The organism is Streptomyces sp. NBC_00104 (assembly GCF_045160825.1).
Lineage (GTDB): Bacteria > Actinomycetota > Actinomycetes > Streptomycetales > Streptomycetaceae > Streptomyces.
The window spans coordinates 3,341,282-3,360,698 of sequence record NZ_CP108215.1; the positions used below are offsets into that span (position 1 = coordinate 3,341,282).

18 protein-coding genes are annotated in these 19,417 nt (G+C 69.2%); 11 read left to right on the forward strand and 7 right to left on the reverse strand.

The annotated features are described in order from the left end of the window. Positions 1 to 90: 90 nt before the first annotated feature. On the reverse strand, positions 91 to 1,113 hold the full coding sequence (locus OG272_RS14495; protein ID WP_405893546.1) for an NADP-dependent oxidoreductase: 1,023 nt from the start codon (positions 1,111 to 1,113) through the stop codon (positions 91 to 93). A gap of 125 nt (positions 1,114 to 1,238) precedes the next feature. Between OG272_RS14495 and OG272_RS14500 the strand changes: the two genes are divergently transcribed. From OG272_RS14500 to OG272_RS14520, 5 genes are all read left to right on the forward strand, one after another. Next, the gene (locus tag OG272_RS14500; RefSeq protein ID WP_326583098.1) at positions 1,239 to 1,676 is read left to right on the forward strand and encodes a MarR family transcriptional regulator; all 438 of its coding nucleotides are present in this window, start codon (positions 1,239 to 1,241) and stop codon (positions 1,674 to 1,676) included. 147 nt (positions 1,677 to 1,823) lie between these two features. Next, entirely contained in the window at positions 1,824 to 2,228 is a 405-nt protein-coding gene (locus OG272_RS14505) for a DUF6153 family protein (protein WP_326583097.1), read from the forward strand. A gap of 92 nt (positions 2,229 to 2,320) precedes the next feature. Further along, positions 2,321 to 2,968: a DUF305 domain-containing protein gene (locus OG272_RS14510; RefSeq protein ID WP_405893548.1), complete on the forward strand. Its 648-nt coding sequence runs from the start codon at positions 2,321 to 2,323 to the stop codon at positions 2,966 to 2,968. Between the two features lie 98 nt (positions 2,969 to 3,066). After that, positions 3,067 to 3,528: a GNAT family N-acetyltransferase gene (locus tag OG272_RS14515; protein ID WP_326583095.1), complete on the forward strand. Its 462-nt coding sequence runs from the start codon at positions 3,067 to 3,069 to the stop codon at positions 3,526 to 3,528. Positions 3,529 to 3,589: 61 nt separating this feature from the next. Further along, complete coding sequence (locus tag OG272_RS14520; protein ID WP_326583094.1) at positions 3,590 to 4,462, forward strand: alpha/beta hydrolase; 873 nt, start codon at positions 3,590 to 3,592, stop codon at positions 4,460 to 4,462. 55 nt (positions 4,463 to 4,517) lie between these two features. On the opposite strand, the gene yjfF is transcribed toward OG272_RS14520, so the two are convergent. The 6 genes from yjfF to OG272_RS14550 all read right to left on the reverse strand — a co-directional run bounded on the left by yjfF (position 4,518) and on the right by OG272_RS14550 (position 11,672). Further along, positions 4,518 to 5,558: a galactofuranose ABC transporter, permease protein YjfF gene (gene yjfF, locus OG272_RS14525; RefSeq protein ID WP_327729922.1), complete on the reverse strand. Its 1,041-nt coding sequence runs from the start codon at positions 5,556 to 5,558 to the stop codon at positions 4,518 to 4,520. After that, on the reverse strand, positions 5,558 to 6,694 hold the full coding sequence (locus OG272_RS14530; RefSeq protein ID WP_326583092.1) for an ABC transporter permease: 1,137 nt from the start codon (positions 6,692 to 6,694) through the stop codon (positions 5,558 to 5,560). Before OG272_RS14530 ends, yjfF begins: the two co-directional genes overlap by 1 nt. Then, a complete protein-coding gene (locus OG272_RS14535; protein WP_328222935.1) occupies positions 6,691 to 8,223 on the reverse strand; it encodes a sugar ABC transporter ATP-binding protein in 1,533 nt (510 codons plus the stop codon). The genes OG272_RS14530 and OG272_RS14535 overlap by 4 nt, the downstream gene beginning before the upstream one ends. A gap of 247 nt (positions 8,224 to 8,470) precedes the next feature. Then, positions 8,471 to 9,478: an ABC transporter substrate-binding protein gene (locus tag OG272_RS14540; RefSeq protein ID WP_326583090.1), complete on the reverse strand. Its 1,008-nt coding sequence runs from the start codon at positions 9,476 to 9,478 to the stop codon at positions 8,471 to 8,473. Positions 9,479 to 9,621: 143 nt separating this feature from the next. Beyond that, the gene (locus tag OG272_RS14545; RefSeq protein WP_326583089.1) at positions 9,622 to 10,656 is read right to left on the reverse strand and encodes a LacI family DNA-binding transcriptional regulator; all 1,035 of its coding nucleotides are present in this window, start codon (positions 10,654 to 10,656) and stop codon (positions 9,622 to 9,624) included. Between the two features lie 407 nt (positions 10,657 to 11,063). Beyond that, entirely contained in the window at positions 11,064 to 11,672 is a 609-nt protein-coding gene (locus OG272_RS14550; protein ID WP_328222936.1) for a hypothetical protein, read from the reverse strand. 391 nt (positions 11,673 to 12,063) lie between these two features. Here OG272_RS14550 and OG272_RS14555 point away from each other — a divergent pair, with 391 nt between their 5' ends. From OG272_RS14555 to mmsB, 6 genes are all read left to right on the forward strand, one after another. Then, positions 12,064 to 13,221 carry a mandelate racemase/muconate lactonizing enzyme family protein gene (locus OG272_RS14555; RefSeq protein ID WP_326583087.1) on the forward strand — a complete coding sequence of 386 codons (1,158 nt, stop codon included), beginning with the start codon at positions 12,064 to 12,066 and terminating at the stop codon, positions 13,219 to 13,221. Beyond that, the gene (locus OG272_RS14560) at positions 13,218 to 14,240 is read left to right on the forward strand and encodes an alcohol dehydrogenase catalytic domain-containing protein (RefSeq protein WP_327729918.1); all 1,023 of its coding nucleotides are present in this window, start codon (positions 13,218 to 13,220) and stop codon (positions 14,238 to 14,240) included. Before OG272_RS14555 ends, OG272_RS14560 begins: the two co-directional genes overlap by 4 nt. Before the next feature lie 123 nt (positions 14,241 to 14,363). Next, entirely contained in the window at positions 14,364 to 15,332 is a 969-nt protein-coding gene (locus tag OG272_RS14565) for a hypothetical protein (protein WP_327729917.1), read from the forward strand. Between the two features lie 127 nt (positions 15,333 to 15,459). Continuing rightward, a complete protein-coding gene (gene chvE / locus OG272_RS14570; protein WP_405893554.1) occupies positions 15,460 to 16,572 on the forward strand; it encodes a multiple monosaccharide ABC transporter substrate-binding protein in 1,113 nt (370 codons plus the stop codon). Between the two features lie 32 nt (positions 16,573 to 16,604). Next, positions 16,605 to 18,155 carry a multiple monosaccharide ABC transporter ATP-binding protein gene (mmsA, locus tag OG272_RS14575; RefSeq protein WP_326583083.1) on the forward strand — a complete coding sequence of 517 codons (1,551 nt, stop codon included), beginning with the start codon at positions 16,605 to 16,607 and terminating at the stop codon, positions 18,153 to 18,155. Next, positions 18,152 to 19,396, forward strand: a complete 1,245-nt coding sequence (gene mmsB / locus OG272_RS14580) for a multiple monosaccharide ABC transporter permease (RefSeq protein WP_326583082.1) — start codon at positions 18,152 to 18,154, stop codon at positions 19,394 to 19,396. Before mmsA ends, mmsB begins: the two co-directional genes overlap by 4 nt. The last annotated feature ends 21 nt before the right edge of the window (positions 19,397 to 19,417 follow it).

Consider the following 19,417-nt stretch of genomic DNA (forward strand, 5'->3'; position numbering starts at 1 on the left):
TACACATGACGGAGTCCGCACCCCACGTCCAGGGGTGCGGACTCCGTCGTCTGCAACGAACGTACGCGGGTGTTCGTCACGGGGAGGGGGTCAGAGCTTGACGATCATCTTGCCGGTGTTGTCGCCGCGCAGGACGCCGAGGAAGGCCTCCAGGTTGTTCTCGATGCCCTCGACGACGGTCTCGCGGTACTTGAGGGCGCCCGAGGCGACCCAGGGGCCGACCTCCTGGACGAACTGGGGCTGGAAGTCGTAGTGGTCGCCGACGAGGACGCCCTCGACGCGGAGGCGGTTCTGCAGGATCTTGACCATGTTGCGCGGGCCCGGGGTCGGCTCGGTCGAGTTGTACTGGGAGATCATTCCGCAGATCACGGCCCGGCCGCGCAGGTTGAGCGCGCCGATCGCGGCCTCCAGGTGCTCGCCGCCGACGTTGTCGAAGTAGACGTCGATGCCGTCGGGGGCGGCGGCCTTGAGCTGCTCCCAGACGGGGCCGTTCTTGTAGTTGAAGGCGGCGTCGAAGCCGTACTCCTCGACGAGGAGCTTGACCTTGTCGTCGGAGCCGGCGGAGCCGATGACCCGGGAGGCACCCTTGAGCTTGGCGATCTGGCCGACCTGGCTGCCGACGGCACCGGCGGCGCCGGAGACGAAGACCGCGTCGCCCTCCTTGAAGGCGCCGACCCGCAGCAGGCCCGCGTAGGCCGTCAGACCCGTCATGCCGAGGACACCGAGGTAGGTGGAGAGCGGCGCGGCGTCCGGGTCGACCTTCACGGCCTGCTTGGCGTCGATCGTGGCGTACTCGCGCCAGCCGCCGAAGTGCAGCACGTGGTCGCCGACGGCGATGCCCTCGGCCGCCGAGGCGACGACCTCGCCCACGGCACCGCCCTGCATGACCTTGCCCAGCTCGAACGGGGCGACGTACGACTTCGCGTCGCTCATGCGGCCACGCATGTACGGGTCCACGGAGAGGTACGTGTTCCGTACGAGGACCTCACCCGCGCCGGGCTGCCGGATCTCCGCCTCGACCAGGGCGAAGTCCTCGTCCTTGGGCCAGCCCACGGGGCGGCTCAGCAGGTGCCATTCGCGGCTGGTGGCGGGGAGGGCGGGGGTGTCGGACATGGGGGTGGGCCTTCCTGCGGGTGCGTGGCGCATGCGGTGGGCATACCGTGCGGTTACTTCATTACCTGAAACAACCATGCGCTTGAATATTTCATGTTGTCAAGTAAAGAGGTAGCCTCGAACCCATGCCCACGCAGAAGACGACCCCCCGCATCGACCCGCTGACCATGGAGGTCGTCCAACTCATCGGCACGGTGGTGGCCCGCTACCACGAGGAGTACGAGGAAGCCGCCGCCGAGCACACGCTCACCGGCGCCCAGGCCCGCCTCCTGGGCCTCCTTTCCCTGGAACCGCTCCCCATGCGCCGCCTCGCCCAGAAACTCCGCTGCGAGCCGTCGAACGTGACGGGGATCGTGGACCGGCTGGAGGCACGGGGACTGGTCGAGCGCCTCCCCGACCCGAAGGACCGCCGCGTGAAGCTGGCGGCGGCCACGGCGGAGGGGCGCCGGGTGGCCGGCAGCCTGCGGGATTCCCTGGACTTCGCCCGGGAGCCGCTGGCGGCGCTGAGCACGGGTGAGCGGGAGTCGTTGCGGGATCTGCTGCGACGGATGCTGGAGGCGTAAGGCGGCTGCCCGGGCCTCGGGGTGGCCGTCGGTGCGGCCCTGGTGTGGGGCGAGGTGGCGTCCGGGCGGCGGCGGGATGCGGCGGGAACGCGGCGCCAACTCGACCTGTCGGCAGAGGAGTCGGGCGGGGCCCGTAGCATGAGGGCCATGACAGCCCGCGCACAGCGACACAGCGCGCCACCGCCCCTGGGGCGGTGGCGGGCGTTGCTCGTGCTCGGGCTGCTGGCCGGGCTGTTCGGGATGCACGCACTGGCTCCCGGCGGTGTCCACCACGAACACGCCGAGCCGCGGCACGGAATGGCGGCCGCGGTCGCGGTGGCGGTCGACGCCCACGACGGCTGCCCGGGCGGCTGCGGCACGGACCACGCCCAGCACGCCGATCCGACCTGCGCGTCGGGCGCGGTGAGCGGCGGGCCGACACTGCCCGGACTCGTGCCCGACCCGGTGCCCGCACCCGTATCCGCCGACGACGTGTGCGCGTACGTGCTCTCACCTCCGGACGGCGCACGCGCACCCCCGTCCCTGGCGGAACTCCAACTCCTGCGGATCTAGACACCGCCCCGCGCCGTGTCACCGGCTCGGCGACACGGCGCGCGTCGGCACGTCCGGATTCCGAATCCCTTTCGCACAGCAGGAGTTGCAGCATGCGCACCACCCGTACCCGTCCCCGTACCCGCACTCTGGCCCGCCGCGTCGCCGTGGTGGCCGCGTCGGCCACCGCCGCTCTCGTCCTCGCCGCCTGCGGAGGTGACGGCGGAGACAGCCACACCGCAGGCGGCCACGGCTCCGCTTCCTCGTCGCCCACGTCGGCCGGCGCGCACAACGCCCAGGACGTGTCCTTCGCGCAGGGCATGATCCCGCACCACCGGCAGGCCCTGGAGATGGCCGGGCTGGCCGCAGACCAGGCGTCCTCCGCCGAGGTCAAGGACCTCGCCGCACGCGTGGAGAAGGCACAGGACCCGGAGATCGAGACCATGACCGGCTGGCTGAAGGCCTGGGGCGAGGACGTGCCGAGCGGGACCGAGATGCCGGGCATGGATCACTCGGGCGGGGCCGGGATGCCCGGCATGATGGGCGGTAAGGACATGGCCGAGCTGGAGAAGGCGTCCGGCACCGCCTTCGACACCCTCTTCCTGACCATGATGGTCGAACACCACGAGGGCGCCGTGGAGATGGCCACGGCCGAGAAGAAGAAGGGTGCGTACGGGCCCGCCACGGCCATGGCCGACGACATCGTCACCGCGCAGACCGCCGAGATCGCCGAGATGAAGAAGCTCCTCGGCACAAGCTGACGGCACCCCGGTGGGGAGGGGCCCGATGACCCCAGGCCCCTCCCCCACCACCCTCGAACACGGGGTGCGGCCCGACCCGACCGGCTACCGTGTAATGCATGCCTACCCTGAATGACCCTTACGAGCTGAGCGTGGGCGTGCCCTCCGTCGAGGTCTTCCGCCGTCTGCGCACCGACGCCGGTCTGTCGGACAAGGATCCCGAAGCGGTCGCGCTCGCCCTGCCCCACACCTGGCACGGGGTGATACTGCGGCACGCGGGGCAGCCCGTCGGCATGGGGCGCGTCATCGGTGACGGCGGTACCGCGTTCCAGATCGTCGACATCTGCGTCCACCCCGCACACCAGGGCCGCGGCCTCGGCAGGCGCATCATGGCCGCGCTCACCGGGGAACTGGAGCGCCGGGCGCCCGCCACCGCCTACGTCTCCCTGATCGCGGACGGCCCCGCCCGCTTCCTCTACGAGAAGTTCGGCTTCGCCGACACCGCCGCGCACGGCTCGATCGGCATGTACCGCGTGATGGACGGGGGTTCCGGGCCCGGCGGGACACGGGCGGAGCCATAGGAGGGCGGGGCGGGGCGAATTGCGGTTGCCCTGCGGCGAGGGGGCTGTGAGGGTCGGCCGTATGGCCACCTTCCGCGCACCCGACCGCACTTCGCTCGCCTACCGCACGGCCGGCGACGGTCCGCCGCTCGTCTGCCTCCCCGGCGGGCCCATGCGCGCGTCCGCCTACCTCGGTGACCTCGGCGGGCTGGCCGCGCACCGGCGGCTGGTGATGCTGGATCTCCGGGGCACCGGGGAGTCGGCGGTCCCCGAGGACACCACCTCCTACCGCTGCGACCGGCTCGTCGGCGATGTGGAGGCGCTGCGCGAGCATCTCGGGGTGGAGCGCGTCGATCTGCTCGCGCACTGTGCCGGGGCGAACCTCGCGGCGGCATATGTACGGGCGTATCCCGAGCGGGTCGGGCGGCTCGCTCTCATCACGCCCAGTCCCCTGGGTGTGGGGATCGCGGTCGGCGGCGAGGACCGGCTCGCGGTCGCCCGGCTCCGCGAGGGTGAGCCGTGGTTCGGGGAGGCGTTCGCGGCGTTGGAGGAGGTCGTGGCGGGGCGGGGAGCGCAGCGGCACTGGGCGGCCGTCGCGCCGTTCCTGCACGGGCGCCTGGACGAGGCCGCCCGGGCCCTCGACGCCGCCGACGCCGAGCAGCGCAATCCCGAGGCCGCGCGCGTCTTCGGGAGTGAGGGGGCCTTCGACCCGGAGGGGACGCGGGCCGCGTACCGGCGGTTCGGGGCGCCGGTGCTCGTGCTCGCCGGGGAGGTCGATCTCAACTCGCCGCCCGGTGCGATGGGCGAGTACGCCGCGCTGTTCCCCGGGGGCGCCGAGTTCGTCGTACAGCCGGGAGCCGGGCATCATCCGTGGCTGGACGACGGCGATCGGTTCGTGGAGACCGTCGCGAAGTTCCTGGACCGGGAGAACCGGGCACCGGACCGGGAGAACTGAGCGAGGGGACGCTCACCCCGCAAGGGCGAGCGTCCCCTCCCGACCCGGGTCGCGCTCAGGTCTGTTTGCGTGCCGTCATCGCCCGCTGGATGAGGATGAACGCGCACAGCAGCACGCCTGTGGCGATCTTCGTCCACCAGGAGCTGAGGGTGCCCTCGAACTGGATGATGCTCTTGATGAGGCCCAGGACGAGGACACCGAACAGGGTGCCGAGGACGTAGCCGGAGCCGCCCGTGAGCAGCGTGCCGCCGATGACCACGGCGGCGATCGCGTCGAGTTCCATGCCGGTGGCGTGCAGGGGGTCACCGGACTGGATGTAGAGGGTGAAGAGCAGACCCGCCAGGGCCGAGCAGAAGCCGGACACCGTGTAGACGGCGATCTTGGTGCCGCCCTGCGGGAGGCCCATCAGCATCGCCGACTGCTCGTTGCCGCCGATGGCGTACACGCGGCGGCCGAAGCGGGTGTAGTGCAGGACGTAGAAGGCCACGGCCAGGACCACCAGGGCGACGATCGCGCCGATGGACAGGAAGCCGATCCCCAGCTGGGCCTGTGTCTGGGCCAAGCTGCTCACCGTCTCGTCGCCGATGGCGATGGACTCCTTGCTGATGACCAGGCACAGGCCCCGGAAGAGGAAGAGCCCGGCCAGGGTCACGATGAAGGGCTGGATCTCGAAGTTCTGGATCACATAGCCCATCAGGAAGCCGCCGAAGGCGCCCACGGCCAGGGCCATGGGGATCACCAGCAGGATCGGCAGGCCCTGGCGCTCCACCATCCAGGCCGTGAACATCGTCGTGAAGCCGATCACCGAGCCGACCGAGAGGTCGATGCCGCCGGAGAGGATCACGAAGGTCGCGCCCACGGCGGCCACCAGCAGATAGCCGTTGTCGATGAAGAGGTTGAGGAAGACCTGCGGCTCGTTGAAACCGTAGTTCTGGTAGCGGCCCAGGCCCGCGATGTACATCGCGAGGAAGAGCGCGGCGGTCACCAGGACGGGCAGCCGCCGGTCGGCGAGGAGCGCCGAGACCTTGGACGTGGTCGTGGACGTCGGTGCCGTACGGCTGTCCTGGGACGGCGGGGTCTTGGTGGTCGCGGTCATCACGACACCTCCATCTTCGGGGCCGCCTCGGCGGGCGTCGTGACGGTCTTCGCCGGGGCCGCGGGCGACGTACCGCCGCCGGTCGCGCCGGGCTTGGAACCGAACCGGGCGCCGAAGACCTTCGCGCGGAACTTCGGGGACTGGAGCAGGCAGACGACGATCACGACGGCCGCCTTGAAGACCAGGTTGGTCTGGGTGGGCACGCCGATCGTGTAGATCGTCGTCGTGAGGGTCTGGATGACCAGGGCACCGATCACCGTGCCGCCGATGGAGAACCGGCCGCCCAGCAGCGAGGTGCCGCCGATCACCACGGCGAGGATCGCGTCGAGTTCGATCCACAGGCCGGCGTTGTTGCCGTCGGCGGCCGAGGTGTTGGAGCTGATCATCAGGCCCGCGATGCCCGCGCACAGGGCGCAGAAGACGTAGACCATGATCTTGATACGGCGGGAGCGGATGCCGACCAGGCGGCTGGCCTCGGCGTTGCCGCCGACCGACTCGACGAGGAGGCCGAGGGCCGTCCTGCGGGTCAGCAGGACGGTGACCGCCACGACCACGGCCACCACGAAGATGGAGAACGGCAGCGTCAGCCAGTAGCCGCCGCCGATCAGCTTGTACGGCTCGCTGTTGATCGTGATGATCTGGCCGTCGGTGATCAGCTGGGCCACGCCTCGGCCCGCGACCATGATGATGAGGGTCGCGATGATGGGCTGGATGCCCATCCTGGCCACCAGGAAGCCGTTCCACAGACCGCAGACCACCGCCGCCACCAGGCCGATGCCCATGGCCAGGAACACCCCGGCCAGCGCGCTCTGGTCCGCCTGGTCGCTGATGTACGAGCAGGTCAGGGCGCCGGTGATGGCGACGACCGCGCCGACGGAGAGGTCGATGCCGCCGGTGGCGATGACCAGGGTCATGCCGACCGCCACCAGGATCAGGGGCGAACCGAAGAGCACGATCGAGACGAGGCTGCCGTAGAGGTGGCCGTCCGTCATCCTGATCGAGAAGAAGTCGGGGGTGAAGGGGACGTTGACGAGCAGCAGGGCTACCAGGACCGCGACGGGCCAGAACAGGTGGTGGTGCGTCAGCGCTCGCCAGCGGGACGTCGTGGCTGTCGTGGCCGCGGATGGGGTGGTCACTGGTGTTCTCCGCTCGCGATGGTCTCCAGGATCTTGCTGGTGGTGATCTCCGGCCCGTTGGTGAGCGTCGCCACCAGCTTGCGGTCGCGCAGCACGCCGATGGTGTGGCTGAGGCGGAGGACCTCCTCCAGCTCGGCCGCGATGTAGAGCACGGCCATGCCGTCCTCGGAGAGGGACACCACGAGCTTCTGGATCTCGGCCTTGGCGCCGACGTCGATGCCCCGGGTGGGCTCGTCGAGGATCAGCAGCTTCGGCTGGGTGATCAGCCAGCGGGCGAGCAGCACCTTCTGCTGGTTGCCGCCGCTGAGCTGGCCGACGCGGGCCTCGGGGTTGGCGGGCCGGATGTCGAGGGCCTTGATGTACTTGGCGACCAGTTCGTCGCGCTGGGCGGCCGGGATGGGCCGGGTCCAGCCGCGGGCCGCCTGGAGGGCCAGGATGATGTTCTCCCGGACCGTCAGATCGGGGACCAGGCCCTCGGCCTTGCGGTTCTCCGAGCAGAACGCGACCCCGGCGCCGATGGCGTCGTTCGGGGCGTTCATCGGGACCTGCTTGCCGCCCACGGTGACCTTGCCGCTGTCGGGCTGGTCGGCGCCGAAGAGCAGCCGGGCGAGTTCGGTGCGGCCCGAACCGAGCAGGCCGGCGAGGCCCACGACCTCGCCCTTCTTGATGTCCAGGTCGAAGGGGGCGATGCCGCCCGTGCGGCCGAGGCCGTCCGCGTGCAGCAGGGTCTCGCCGACGTCGGCGTGCAGCTGGTGCTCGTGGAGCTCCTCCAGCTGGTCCAGGTCCTTGCCGATCATCAGCTGGATCAGGCCGACCTGGTCGAGTTCGCTGACCATGTGCTCGCCGACGAGGGTGCCGTTGCGCAGGACGGTCATGCGGTCGCAGATCTCGTAGATCTGGTCGAGGAAGTGCGAGACGAAGAGGATCGCGACCCCCTCGTCCTTCAACCGCCGCATCAGCCGGAAGAGTTCGAGGACCTCGTCGCGGTCGAGGCTGGACGTCGGCTCGTCGAGGACGAGCACCTTGGTGCCGGCTCCGACCCCGTCGCCGGTGCCCACCGACCGTACGATCGCGACCAGTTGCTGCACGGCCAGCGGGTACGAGGACAGCGGTGCCGTCACGTCGATGTCGAGGCCGAGCCGGTCGACCAGCTCGGCGGCCTCCTTGCGCAGCCGCTTCCACTGGATGCGGCCGAAGCGGGTGGGTTCACGGCCGATGAAGATGTTCTCCGCCACCGACAGGTTGGGGCAGAGGTTGACCTCCTGGTAGACCGTGTTGACCCCGGCCTGCTGCGCCTGCAGCGGGCTGGCGAACCGCACGGGCTCTCCGTCGAGGGTGATCGTGCCGCCGTCCAGGGAGTAGACCCCGGTCAGCACCTTGATCAGGGTGGACTTGCCGGCGCCGTTCTCGCCCATCAGAGCGTGTATCTCGCCGGGGAAGAGCCGGAAGTCGACGCCCGACAGAGCCCGTACCCCCGGGAATTCTTTGACTATGCCCGTCATCTCCAGGACGGGCCGCGGCTCTGCCATAAGTCTCCTAGCGAGGGACCACCGGCTGTGTCCGGTGGGGGAATTCACTTGCCTGGGCTGTGTTACGTGCGTTCCGCCCCGAAAGGGGTCGGTTCGGGCTGGACCGCGACCTTCGGGTTGGAAGCCCCCACATGGGGCGGAGTCACGGCAGCGCTCCTCATGCGATCGAATCGCTGCAGACCCACAGGGGCCCGGCCGACCGAGGTCTCGGTCGGCCGGAGGCTCCCTGACCGGTGGGTGCGGTGGGTCAGTACTTGCGGGTGGGGAGGGCGTCCTTGGCCTGGTCCTGCATGAAGTCGCTCTCCTTGGTCTTGATCCAGCGATCGACCGTCTCGCCGTCCTTGACCTTCTGCACGACCTCCATCAGCTGGGGGCCGAGCAGCGGGTTGCACTCGACGATGGCGTTGATCTTGCCCTCGGACATCGCGATGAAGCCGTCCTTCACGCCGTCGACCGTGACGATCAGGATGTCCTTGCCGGGCTTCTTGCCGGCCGCCTCGATGGCCTGGATGGCACCGATGCCCATGTCGTCGTTGTGCGCGAACAGCACGTCGATGTCCGGGTTGGACTGCAGGAAGGCCGCCATGACCTGCTTGCCGCCGGCGCGGGTGAACTCACCGGTCTGGCTGACGACGATCTCCCAGTCGTCCTTGTGCTCGGCGTCCATGACCTCCTTGAAGCCCTTGGCGCGCTCGATCGCGGGGGCGGCACCGGTGGTGCCCTCCAGCTGGGCGATCTTCACCTTGCCCTTGTGGCCGGCCTTCTCCAGGACCTTCTCCAGGATCTTGGCGGCGCGGCGGCCCTCGTCCGTGAAGTCGGAGCCGACCAGGGTGACGAACAGGGACTCGTCGGAGGTCTCGACGGAGCGGTCGGTCAGGACGACCGGGATCTTCTTGGCCTTGGCCTCCTTCAGCACCGCGTCCCAGCCGGTGACGACCACCGGCGAGAAGGCGATGACGTCCACGCCCTGGGTGATGTAGTTGCGGATCGCGGAGATCTGGTTCTCCTGCTTCTGCTGGGCGTCGGAGAACTTGAGCTCGTAGCCCGCCTCCTTGGCCGCCGACTTCACCGAGTCGGTGTTGGCGCTGCGCCAGCCGCTCTCGGAGCCGACCTGGGAGAAGCCGAGGGTGATCTTCTTGCTGCCGCCGGAGCCGGAGGTACCGGTGGAGCTGTCGTCCTCCTTGGCGCAGGCCGTCAGACCGGCCGCGGCCGCCACGCCGACCGCCGTGGTGAGGAAGTTCCGTCTGCTGAGCATGTTCTTCTCCTTTGAAGAGCCGGTCCGAGGACGGACCGTTGGTACTCGTGGTGGACCGGCCGCACTGCGTCCAACCTGTCGATCATTGTTCGAAATGTCGGCCACACTGATGGATGGAAAGCGTTGGGTCGTTCGGTGCCGCGTCAGCCCGGTGGAGGCAGGTACGGGAAGGTGCTGGCGCGGACGACGAGTTGGGGTTCGATGGCGATCCGGGACAGCCCGGCAGGGGTCCGGCCCTCGATCAGGTCGAGCAGCAGGGCGATGCTCCGCTGGCCCACCGTGGAGAAGTCCTGCCGGACGGTGGTGAGAGGAGGCGCGAAGAACTCCGACTCCGGGATGTCGTCGAAGCCGACCACCGCGACGTCCTGGGGCGTGCGTACGCCCGCCTCCCGCAGCGCGCGCAACACCCCCAGCGCCATCTGGTCGTTGGCGACGAAGACGGCGGTGAGGCCCCGGCCCACCCAGCCGGCCAGTTCCTGGCCGGCCCGGTAGCCCGACAGCGGGCTCCAGTCCCCGTGCAGCGGCTGCGGCGGCTCGACGCCCGCCTCCTCGAGGGTGGCCCGCCAGCCGACGGTCCGGTCCGCCGCCTCCTGCCAGTCCTCGGGGCCGGCGAGGTGCCAGACCTTGCGGTGCCCCGCGGCGAGCAGATGACCGGTGGCCAGCCGCGCGCCCAGTTCCTGGTCCACGTTGACGCTGGGGATCTCCGAACCGGAGCCGGTACCCACGGCCACCACCGGGAAGGGGTGCCGGAGTTCGGCGAGGGCCGCGACCGCCGATCGCTGCGGGGCGAGGGCGATCACCCCCTCCACACCGCCGTCACTGAGGCGGTCGACGGCCTCGGAGAGCGTCTCCACGGTCAGTTCGCGCAGACTGACCGTCGAGACGAGGTACCCCTCGGCCCGTGCCGCCTCCTCCAGCGCGAACAGCGTGCTGGCCGGCCCGTAGAGCGTGGTGTTGGAGGCGACCACGCCCAGCGTCTGGGTGCGCCGGGTCACCAGGGCCCGTGCGGAGGAGTTGCGACGGTAGCCCATCTCCTCGATCGCGCGCTGCACCCGGGCCCTGGTCTCGACCCGCACGTTGGGGTGATCCCCCAGGACGCGGGAGACGGTCTGGTGGGAGACGCCGGCCTGGCGTGCCACGTCGGCCATGGTGGGCGGCCGGAGCTGCGAGTGGGGCACGGCCGCACCTCCTCGGTGGTCGACGGTGGACAGGTTCTGTGCTGCGGGTAAGTCCTGTGGTGGCGATGGTTCCCGTGCCGTGGACGGGCCCTGGACGGCGGGCGGATGGTTCCGCGCCGTCGGCTTCACGCCGGGATTCCGGAAAGCCCCAGGTCGGCCGCTGGTAAGGCGAGTTGGGGCGCTGCTTGCACGACGCTCGTACCTCCTCGGATGCCCTGCGGCGTCGACTGGTGAATGCGGAGGTCATTGTGAGCGCTAACAATTCATGGCGGTCAAGAGGGCTGCGTCAGGGAAGGCGTCACGGTTGAATAACGCGACCGTCGGCGCGACCCGGGGACGGTGGGCCCGGACACGGCGGAGCCCCCGGCCGGGGACCCCGGTCCGGGGGCTTTGACCTGCGGTTCTCGCTACGAGCACCACCACAGGAACTGCTTGCACGTCGCCGAGGGACTGGGCTCCGGAGTGGGATCGTCCTCGGTCGGTTCGGTGGTCGGGGGGTCGGTGTCCTCGGGGTCGGAGGTCGGGTCCTGCGCCGAAGGGGCCGGGCTCGCTGTCACGTTGGAGGCCGAGCGGTCCACGGGCTTGTCGTCGTCCTCGGTGCCCTTGTCGGCCTCGGACTTCTCGGACTCCGAGGCCGACGGGGACGCCGACTTGTCCGGGTTCTTCCCGTCCCGCTCGGCGTCGGCGGAGTCGTCCGAGCGCTCGCCGGCACCCTCGGCGTCGTCCGCCGAAGCCGTGGGGGACGCGTCGGAGGAATCGTCCACGGACGCCGTGCGCGGCTCCGACGGCGGTGCCTCCATGCCGAGTTCGGCGAGGCTCAGCCCGCCCGCGGCGAGCAGCAGACCGGCTCCGATCATCAGCAATCGCCGGCGGCGGCGACGGTGCGCCGCGGCCTTGCGGTCGCGCCGGCCGGCCCGCGCACCACGGCCGCGGCTCTGTGACCGGGACCGGGACCGGGCGCGGCGGGGGCCGCTCTCGGGGGTGTCGTCCTCGTACGCGTCGTCGCGTTCGTCCACGACCGTGTCGTCCGGGGCGGCCGACGCGTCCGGGTGGGTCCGGCAGTCTTCGGCCGACGCGCCGCACCCCGAGCAGGAGAGGGCGCCATTGAGGTGCCGTTGGCACGGGTGGCAGTAATCCATGACGCCGGAAGATTATGTTCCGTAGCGGTGACGTTCCCGGGTGGGCCCGTGAAAGTTGTGTAGGAACCTCATGGACCGGTACACCGGGCGGGGACGGTCCGGATCATTTGCCCGCCATCCCGGCCATCGGCCGCCATCGGCCGCCATCGACACGAAACAGTTGTGTGTTCGACCCATTGACACTCCGACCGAGTCGTCCTTACTGTCGCGACCAGCATTTCGAACGAGCGACGAAATTTCGAACAGACCACAGAGGACAGGGAGTACCGTGCGCATCACGGGAATCAGCACGCACGTGGTCGGGACGCCGTGGCGAAACCTGACCTACGTCCTGGTGCACACCGACGAGGGACTCACCGGCGTCGGCGAGACCCGCATGCTGGGCCACACCGACGCGCTGCTCGGCTATCTGCACGAGGCACAGACCAATCACATTCTCGGCTCCGACCCGTTCGCTGTCGAGGATCTGGTCAAGCGGATGAAGTACGGCGACTACGGGCGCGCCGGCGAGATCGTGATGTCCGGCATCGCCGTCATCGAGATGGCCTGCTGGGACATCAAGGGCAAGGCCCTCGGCGTGCCGGTCTGGCAGCTGCTCGGCGGCAAGGTCACCGACAAGGTCAAGGCGTACGCCAACGGCTGGTACACCACCGAGCGCACCCCCGAGGCGTACCACAAGGCGGCGCAGGGGGTCATGGAGCGCGGGTACAAGGCGCTCAAGATCGACCCCTTCGGGACCGGCCACTTCGAGCTGGACCACGAGCAGAGCATGTACGCGGTCTCCCTGATCGAGGCCGTGCGCGACGCCATCGGGCCGGACTCCGAGCTGATGCTGGAGATGCACGGCCGGTTCTCGCCCTCGACCGCCGTCCGTCTCGCCAAGGACCTGGCGCCCTTCAAGCCCGCGTGGCTGGAGGAGCCGTGCCCGCCGGAGAACCTGAAGGCGCTGGAGAAGGTCGCCGCCAAGGTGGACATCCCGGTCGCCACGGGTGAGCGGATCCACGACCGGATCGAGTTCCGGGAGCTGTTCGAGAGCCAGGCCGTGGACATCATCCAGCCCGACGTCGGCCACATCGGCGGCATCTGGGAGACCCGCAAGCTGGCCGCGACCGCCGAGACCCACTACACGCTGGTCGCGCCGCACAACGTGGGCGGGCCGGTCCTGACCGCGGCCTCCCTGCAGGTCGGCTTCACCTCCCCGAACTTCAAGATCCTGGAGCACTTCAACGACTTCGCGGACGCGGAGATCAAGAAGGTCGTCTCGGGGGCCCCGGAGGTCGTGGACGGCTACTTCCACCTCTCCGACAAGCCCGGCCTCGGTGTCGAGCTGGACGTGGACGCGGCGGCGGAGTTCCCGCAGCAGCAGGCCCGCTTCGACCTGTGGGCCGAGGGCTGGGAGCAGCGCAAGCCCAAGGGCAGCCAGTGACGGCCAGCCCCGACGCGGCCACCGCCGTCGTCATCGAGGCGCCGGGCGAGCACCGGCTCGTCCCGCACGAGCCCCGGCAGCCGGAGGCCGGCGAGGCCCTGGTCCGGGTGCACGCCTCGGGGATCTGCGGCAGCGACCGCGAGGTCTTCCAGGGCAACCGGCCGGAGGGGTACGTCCGTTACCCCCTCACACCGGGCCACGAGTGGTCCGGGACGGTGACGGCGGTGGGGGACGGGGTTCCTTCAAGCCTTGTAGGCCGCAAGGTCGTCGGCGAGGGCTTCCGGAACTGCCAGGTGTGCGACCGCTGCCACGCGGGCGAGACCACGCTGTGCTCCGCGGGGTACGAGGAGACCGGGTTCACCCAGCCCGGCGCGATGGCCACCACCCTCACCCTGCCCGCCCGTCTGCTGCACGTTCTGCCGGACGACGCGGATCTGACGGCGGCGGCGCTGCTGGAGCCGGCCGCGTGCATCGCGGCCGCCGCGCTCAAGGCGAACGCCGTCCCGGGCGAGCGGGTCGCCGTGGTGGGCACGGGGACGCTCGGCATGTTCGCCGTTCAGTTCCTGAAGGCGGGCTCGCCCGCCGAGCTGCTCGTCGTGGGCACCCGCTCGGACCGGGCGGAGCTGTCGAAGCGGTTCGGTGCCACGGACTTCCGGACCAAGGACCAGGAGCTGCCGGGCGACTTCGACGTCGTCATCGAGACCGCCGGGTCCGCGGACGCGGCGCGCACGGCCGCCGCCCTGCTGCGGCGCGGCGGGCGGCTGGTCCTGACGGGCATCCCGGCGCCGGGCGCGGACGGGCTCGACCCGACGGATCTCGTCGTACGGCAGCTGGAGGTGCACACCGTGTTCGGCGCGGCGCCGGACGCGTGGGCGCACACGGTGCGGGTCTTCGGAGCCGGGCTGCTGGACCCGCTGCCGCTCGTCACGCACGAGCTGCCGCTGGAGGAGTTTCCGCAGGCCATCGAGCTGGTGGGGTCAGGCGACCCGACGGTCGGAAAAGTCCTGCTGCGGCCATGACACACCCCTGAGCCGTACGCCGGTACGGGGTACCTGACGACTTCGTACCGGCGTACACCCAAGATCCTGTTGCACCCAGAGCCGCGAACCTCGTCCGAAATATCGAATGTGAAGGACCAGACAGTGACCGACACCACCGCTCCGGCCCCGCGCCGCCCCGGCGAGCAGGCGCTCACCGCGCTCGGCCTGGGCGCGCCCGCCCTCGACCCTTCCGACGCCTCCCCGCACTCCTTCCCCGGCGGCGGCAGCTGGCGCACCGAGGTGCCCTCCGTGGAGGGGCCCGAGGCGCTCGGCGTGGTCCTCAAGGAGGCCTCGCGGCTCGATGTGCCGATCCACCGGATCAGCCAGGGCAGTGGCGTGTGGATGCTCAGCGACGCCGAGATCACCGAGATGGTGGAGGCGACGGCCGAGCGCGACATCGAGCTCTGCCTGTTCACCGGCCCGCGCGGCACCTGGGACATCGGCGCCTCCGTCCGTACCGACTCCAAGGGCGCCGGCCTGCGGGCCCGCGGCCACGACGCGGTCGCCGGATGTGTCGAGGACGCCGTGCGCGCGACCGAGCTGGGTGTGAAGTGCCTGCTCGTCGCCGACGAGGGTGTGCTGTGGACGCTGCACCGGGCGCGGGTGGAGGGGATCATCCCGGCCGACACGACCTTCAAGGTGTCGGCGCTGATCGGGCCGGTCAACCCCACCGCGTACGCCGTGTACGAGAACCTCGGCGGCGACTCGATCAACGTGCCGAGCGACCTGACGCTCGACCACCTCACGGAGATCCGGCGGGTGTCCGCCGCCCCCATGGACATGTACATCGAGGCCCCCGACGACCTCGGCGGCTATGTGCGGATGTACGAGGTCGCCGAGCTGATCCGGCGTGGCGCGCCGATCTACCTGAAGTTCGGCCTGTCGAAGGCCCCCGGGATCTACCCCTACGGGCACCACATGCGGGACCTCACCCTGTCCACGGCCAAGGAACGCGTACGGCGCGGCCGGCTGGCCCTGGACCTCCTCGCGCGCCATGGAGCGGACGGCGACATGGCGCCGCTCGGCTCGCGGCTGCCGGGAGAACTGCGTCGATTCGGTACCCCTGCATAACGTTCCGGAAACCCCCTCTTCACAGAACCCGACGCAGTCGCACAGACTCCGACACAACTCTTCGCCCGACCGGGTCCCCGCCTGAGACCGACCGGGTCCCTGCCACAAGACATCAAGGAAGATGATCATGCGTACTCGCCGTGCCGCCCTCGCCTCCATAGCCACCGCCGCCTCCCTGGCCCTGACCCTCTCGGCCTGCGGTCAGAGCTCCGAGGGCGGCAGTGAGGAGAAGTCCTCGGGCGACACCAAGGGCGCCACCATCGGCATCGCGATGCCGACCAAGTCCTCCGAGCGCTGGATCTCCGACGGCAACAACGTCGTCAAGGACCTGGAGGCCAAGGGCTACAAGACCCAGCTCGTCTACGGCGAGGACAAGCCCGAGCAGCAGGTCTCGCAGATCGAGAACCTCATCGCCCAGGGCGTCAAGGCCCTGATCGTCGCCGCGATCGACAACAAGTCGCTCGACAACGTGCTGCAGCAGGCCAAGGACGCGAACATCCCGGTCATCTCCTACGACCGCCTGATCCTCAACAGCCCGAACGTCGACTACTACGCCTCCTTCGACAACAGCAAGGTCGGCGAGCTGCAGGCCAACTACATCGTCGAGAAGCTGGGCCTGACGGCGGGCAAGAAGGGCCCCTTCAACATCGAGCTGTTCGCCGGCTCCAACGACGACAACAACACCAAGTACTTCTTCAACGGCGCGATGAGCGTGCTCCAGCCGTACATCGACAAGAAGCAGCTCGTCGTCCAGTCCGGCCAGACCAAGATCACGCAGGTCACCACCCTGCGCTGGGACGGCGCCACCGCCCAGCGCCGCATGGACGACATCCTCACCAAGTCGTACAAGAGCGAGAAGGTCGACGCGGTCCTCTCCCCCTACGACGGCATCTCCATCGGCATCCTGTCGGCGCTGAAGTCGGACAGCTACGGCTCCAAGAGCAAGCCGCTGCCGGTCCTCACCGGCCAGGACGCCGAGCTGGCCTCGGTGAAGTCGATCATCGCGGGCGAGCAGACGCAGACGGTCTACAAGGACCTGCGTGAGCTGGCCAAGGTCGCCTCGAACATGGTCGACGCGGTCCTGAACGACAAGAAGGTCGAGACGAACGACACGAAGACCTACGACAACGGGTCCAAGGTCGTCCCGGCGTACCTCCTGGAGCCGGTGAGCGTCGACAAGACCAACTACTCGGAGATCCTGGTCGACGGCGGTTACTACACGGCGGACCAGCTCAAGTAAGCGTCGGATCTCAAGGATTGGAAGGCAAGACCATGGCGGGACCCGTCCTGGAAATGCGCTCGATCGTCAAGACCTTTCCCGGTGTGAAAGCGCTGTCGGACGTCACCCTGACCGTCCGCCAGGGCGAGGTCCATGCCATCTGCGGTGAGAACGGCGCCGGCAAGTCCACCTTGATGAAGGTGCTCTCCGGCGTCCATCCGCACGGCACCTACGAGGGCGACATCCTCTTCGAAGGTGAGCTCTGCTCCTTCAAGGACATACGGGCCAGCGAGCACCACGGCATCGTGATCATCCACCAGGAGCTGGCGCTGGTGCCGTACCTCTCCCTCGCGGAGAACATCTTCCTCGGCAACGAGCACGCCACCCGTGGGCTGATCAACTGGAACGAGACCCTGCGGCACGCCTCCGAGCTGCTGCGCCGGGTCGGTCTGAGCGATCACCCCGAGACCCGCGTCGCCGACATCGGCGTGGGCAAGCAGCAGCTCGTGGAGATCGCGAAGGCGCTGTCGAAGAAGGTGAAGCTGCTCATCCTGGATGAGCCGACCGCGGCCCTGAACGACGAGGACAGCGACAAACTCCTCGATCTCATCCTGGAGTTGAAGAAGCAGGGCATCACCTCGATCATCATCTCCCACAAGCTCAACGAGATCCGCAAGGTCGCGGACTCGGTGACGATCATCCGCGACGGGAAGTCCATCGAGACGCTCGACGTGAAGTCGGCGGAGACGACCGAGGACCGCATCATCTCCGGCATGGTCGGCCGCGACCTCGACCACCGCTTCCCCGAGCGCACCCCGCACGAGGCGGAGGTCGGTGTGCCCCCCGCCCTGGAGATCCGCAACTGGACCGTGCACCACCCGATCGACCAGCAGCGCAAGGTCGTCGACAACGTGTCGATCAACGTGCGGCGCGGGGAGATCGTCGGCATCGCGGGCCTGATGGGCGCCGGCCGCACCGAACTCGCGATGAGCGTCTTCGGGCGGTCGTACGGCCGGTACGCGGAGGGCACGGTCCTCAAGGACGGCACCGAGATCCGTACGAAGAGCGTCCCTGAGGCGGTCAAGCACGGGATCGCGTACGTCACCGAGGACCGCAAGCACTACGGCCTCAACCTCATCGACACGATCAACCGGAACATCTCGCTGAGCGCCCTGCAGAAGGTCTCCAAGCGCGGTGTGGTCGACGAGCACGCGGAGCGCCAGGTGGCCGAGCGCTACCGCAAGTCCATGAACATCAAGGCGCCGACCGTCTTCGAGCCGGTGGGCAAGCTGTCCGGCGGCAACCAGCAGAAGGTCGTCCTCAGCAAGTGGATCTTCGCGGGTCCCGATGTGCTGATCCTGGACGAGCCGACCCGCGGTATCGACGTCGGCGCCAAGTACGAGATCTACACGGTCATCGACAAGCTGGCCGCAGAGGGCAAGGCGGTCGTCTTCATCTCCTCCGAGCTGCCGGAACTGCTCGGGATGTGCGACCGCATCTACACGATGGCCGCAGGACGGCTGACAGGCGAGTTCCCGCGTGCCGAGGCCACGCAGGAGTCGCTGATGCGTCAGATGACGAAGGACAAAGAGGTAACCCGATGAGCACGGATGTGACCGCCAAGAGCCCGGCCCCCGCGCCGCCCGGCAAGAGCGGGAGCGCGGCGGGCGGAGGTCTCCTCCAACTGTTGCTGGACGGCATGCGCCGCAACATGCGGCAGTACGGCATGCTGATCGCGCTCGGCCTGATCGTGGCGTTCTTCGCCGTGTTGACCGACGGCGACCTGCTGCTGCCGCGCAACATCTCCAACCTGGTGCTGCAGAACAGCTACATCCTGATCCTCGCGATCGGCATGATGCTGGTCATCATCGCCGGCCACATCGATCTCTCGGTCGGCTCACTGACCGCGTTCGTCGGCGCCTTCGCGGCCGTACTGACCGTGCAGCACGACATCTCCTGGCCCGTCGCCGTGGTCCTCTGCCTGATGGTGGGCGCCCTGGCCGGCGCGATCCAGGGCTACTTCATCGCGTATCTCGGGATACCGTCGTTCATCGTCACCCTCTCCGGAATGCTGACCTTCCGCGGTGTCACGGAGATCCTGCTGCAGGGCCAGACCCTCGGCCCCTTCCCGACGGGCCTGCAGAAGATCGGCAACGGCTTCCTGCCGGAGACCGGGCCGGAGACGAACTACCACAACCTCACCCTGCTCCTCGGCCTCGTCCTGATCACCTTCGTGGTGCTCCAGGAGGTTCGGGACCGCAGGCGTCAGCGGGAGTTCTCGCTCGACGTGGCACCGATGAACATCTTCCTGCTCAAGCTCGTCGCCATCGTCTCCGCGCTGCTCGTCGTCACCATGCTGCTCGCCAGCTACAAGGGCGCGCCGATCATCCTGATCATCCTCGGTCTGCTGGTGGTCGGTTACGGCTACGTCATGCGCAACACGGTCTTCGGCCGCCACATCTACGCGATCGGCGGCAACCTCCCGGCGGCGAAGCTGTCCGGCGTCAAGGACAAGAAGGTCACCTTCTACGTCTTCCTGAACATGGGCGCCCTCGCGGCCCTGGCGGGTCTGGCGATCGCCGCCCGGCTCAACGCGGCCGGCCCGAAGGCGGGTCTCAACTACGAACTGGAGGCCATCGCCTCGGCGTTCATCGGCGGCGCGTCCATGAGCGGCGGTGTCGGCACCGTCCTCGGCGCGATCATCGGCGGTGTCGTCCTCGGTGTCCTCAACAATGGCATGAACCTCCTCAACGTCGGCTCCGACTGGCAGCAGGTCATCAAGGGCCTGGCCCTGCTGGCGGCCGTCGGGTTCGACGTGTGGAACAAGCGCAAGTCCGGTTCCTGATGCACCGGGAAGGGCCCCGCC

Bases quoted from the DNA above. Each gene is read 5' to 3' on its own strand.
- OG272_RS14495 (WP_405893546.1), bottom strand. From the start codon at position 1,113: ATGTCCGACACCCCCGCCCTCCCCGCCACCAGCCGCGAATGGCACCTG.
- OG272_RS14500 (WP_326583098.1), top strand. From the start codon at position 1,239: ATGCCCACGCAGAAGACGACCCCCCGCATCGACCCGCTGACCATGGAG.
- OG272_RS14505 (WP_326583097.1), top strand. From the start codon at position 1,824: ATGACAGCCCGCGCACAGCGACACAGCGCGCCACCGCCCCTGGGGCGG.
- OG272_RS14510 (WP_405893548.1), top strand. From the start codon at position 2,321: ATGCGCACCACCCGTACCCGTCCCCGTACCCGCACTCTGGCCCGCCGC.
- OG272_RS14515 (WP_326583095.1), top strand. From the start codon at position 3,067: ATGCCTACCCTGAATGACCCTTACGAGCTGAGCGTGGGCGTGCCCTCC.
- OG272_RS14520 (WP_326583094.1), top strand. From the start codon at position 3,590: ATGGCCACCTTCCGCGCACCCGACCGCACTTCGCTCGCCTACCGCACG.
- yjfF (WP_327729922.1), bottom strand. From the start codon at position 5,558: ATGACCGCGACCACCAAGACCCCGCCGTCCCAGGACAGCCGTACGGCA.
- OG272_RS14535 (WP_328222935.1), bottom strand. From the start codon at position 8,223: ATGGCAGAGCCGCGGCCCGTCCTGGAGATGACGGGCATAGTCAAAGAA.
- OG272_RS14540 (WP_326583090.1), bottom strand. From the start codon at position 9,478: ATGCTCAGCAGACGGAACTTCCTCACCACGGCGGTCGGCGTGGCGGCC.
- chvE (WP_405893554.1), top strand. From the start codon at position 15,460: ATGCGTACTCGCCGTGCCGCCCTCGCCTCCATAGCCACCGCCGCCTCC.
- mmsA (WP_326583083.1), top strand. From the start codon at position 16,605: ATGGCGGGACCCGTCCTGGAAATGCGCTCGATCGTCAAGACCTTTCCC.
- mmsB (WP_326583082.1), top strand. From the start codon at position 18,152: ATGAGCACGGATGTGACCGCCAAGAGCCCGGCCCCCGCGCCGCCCGGC.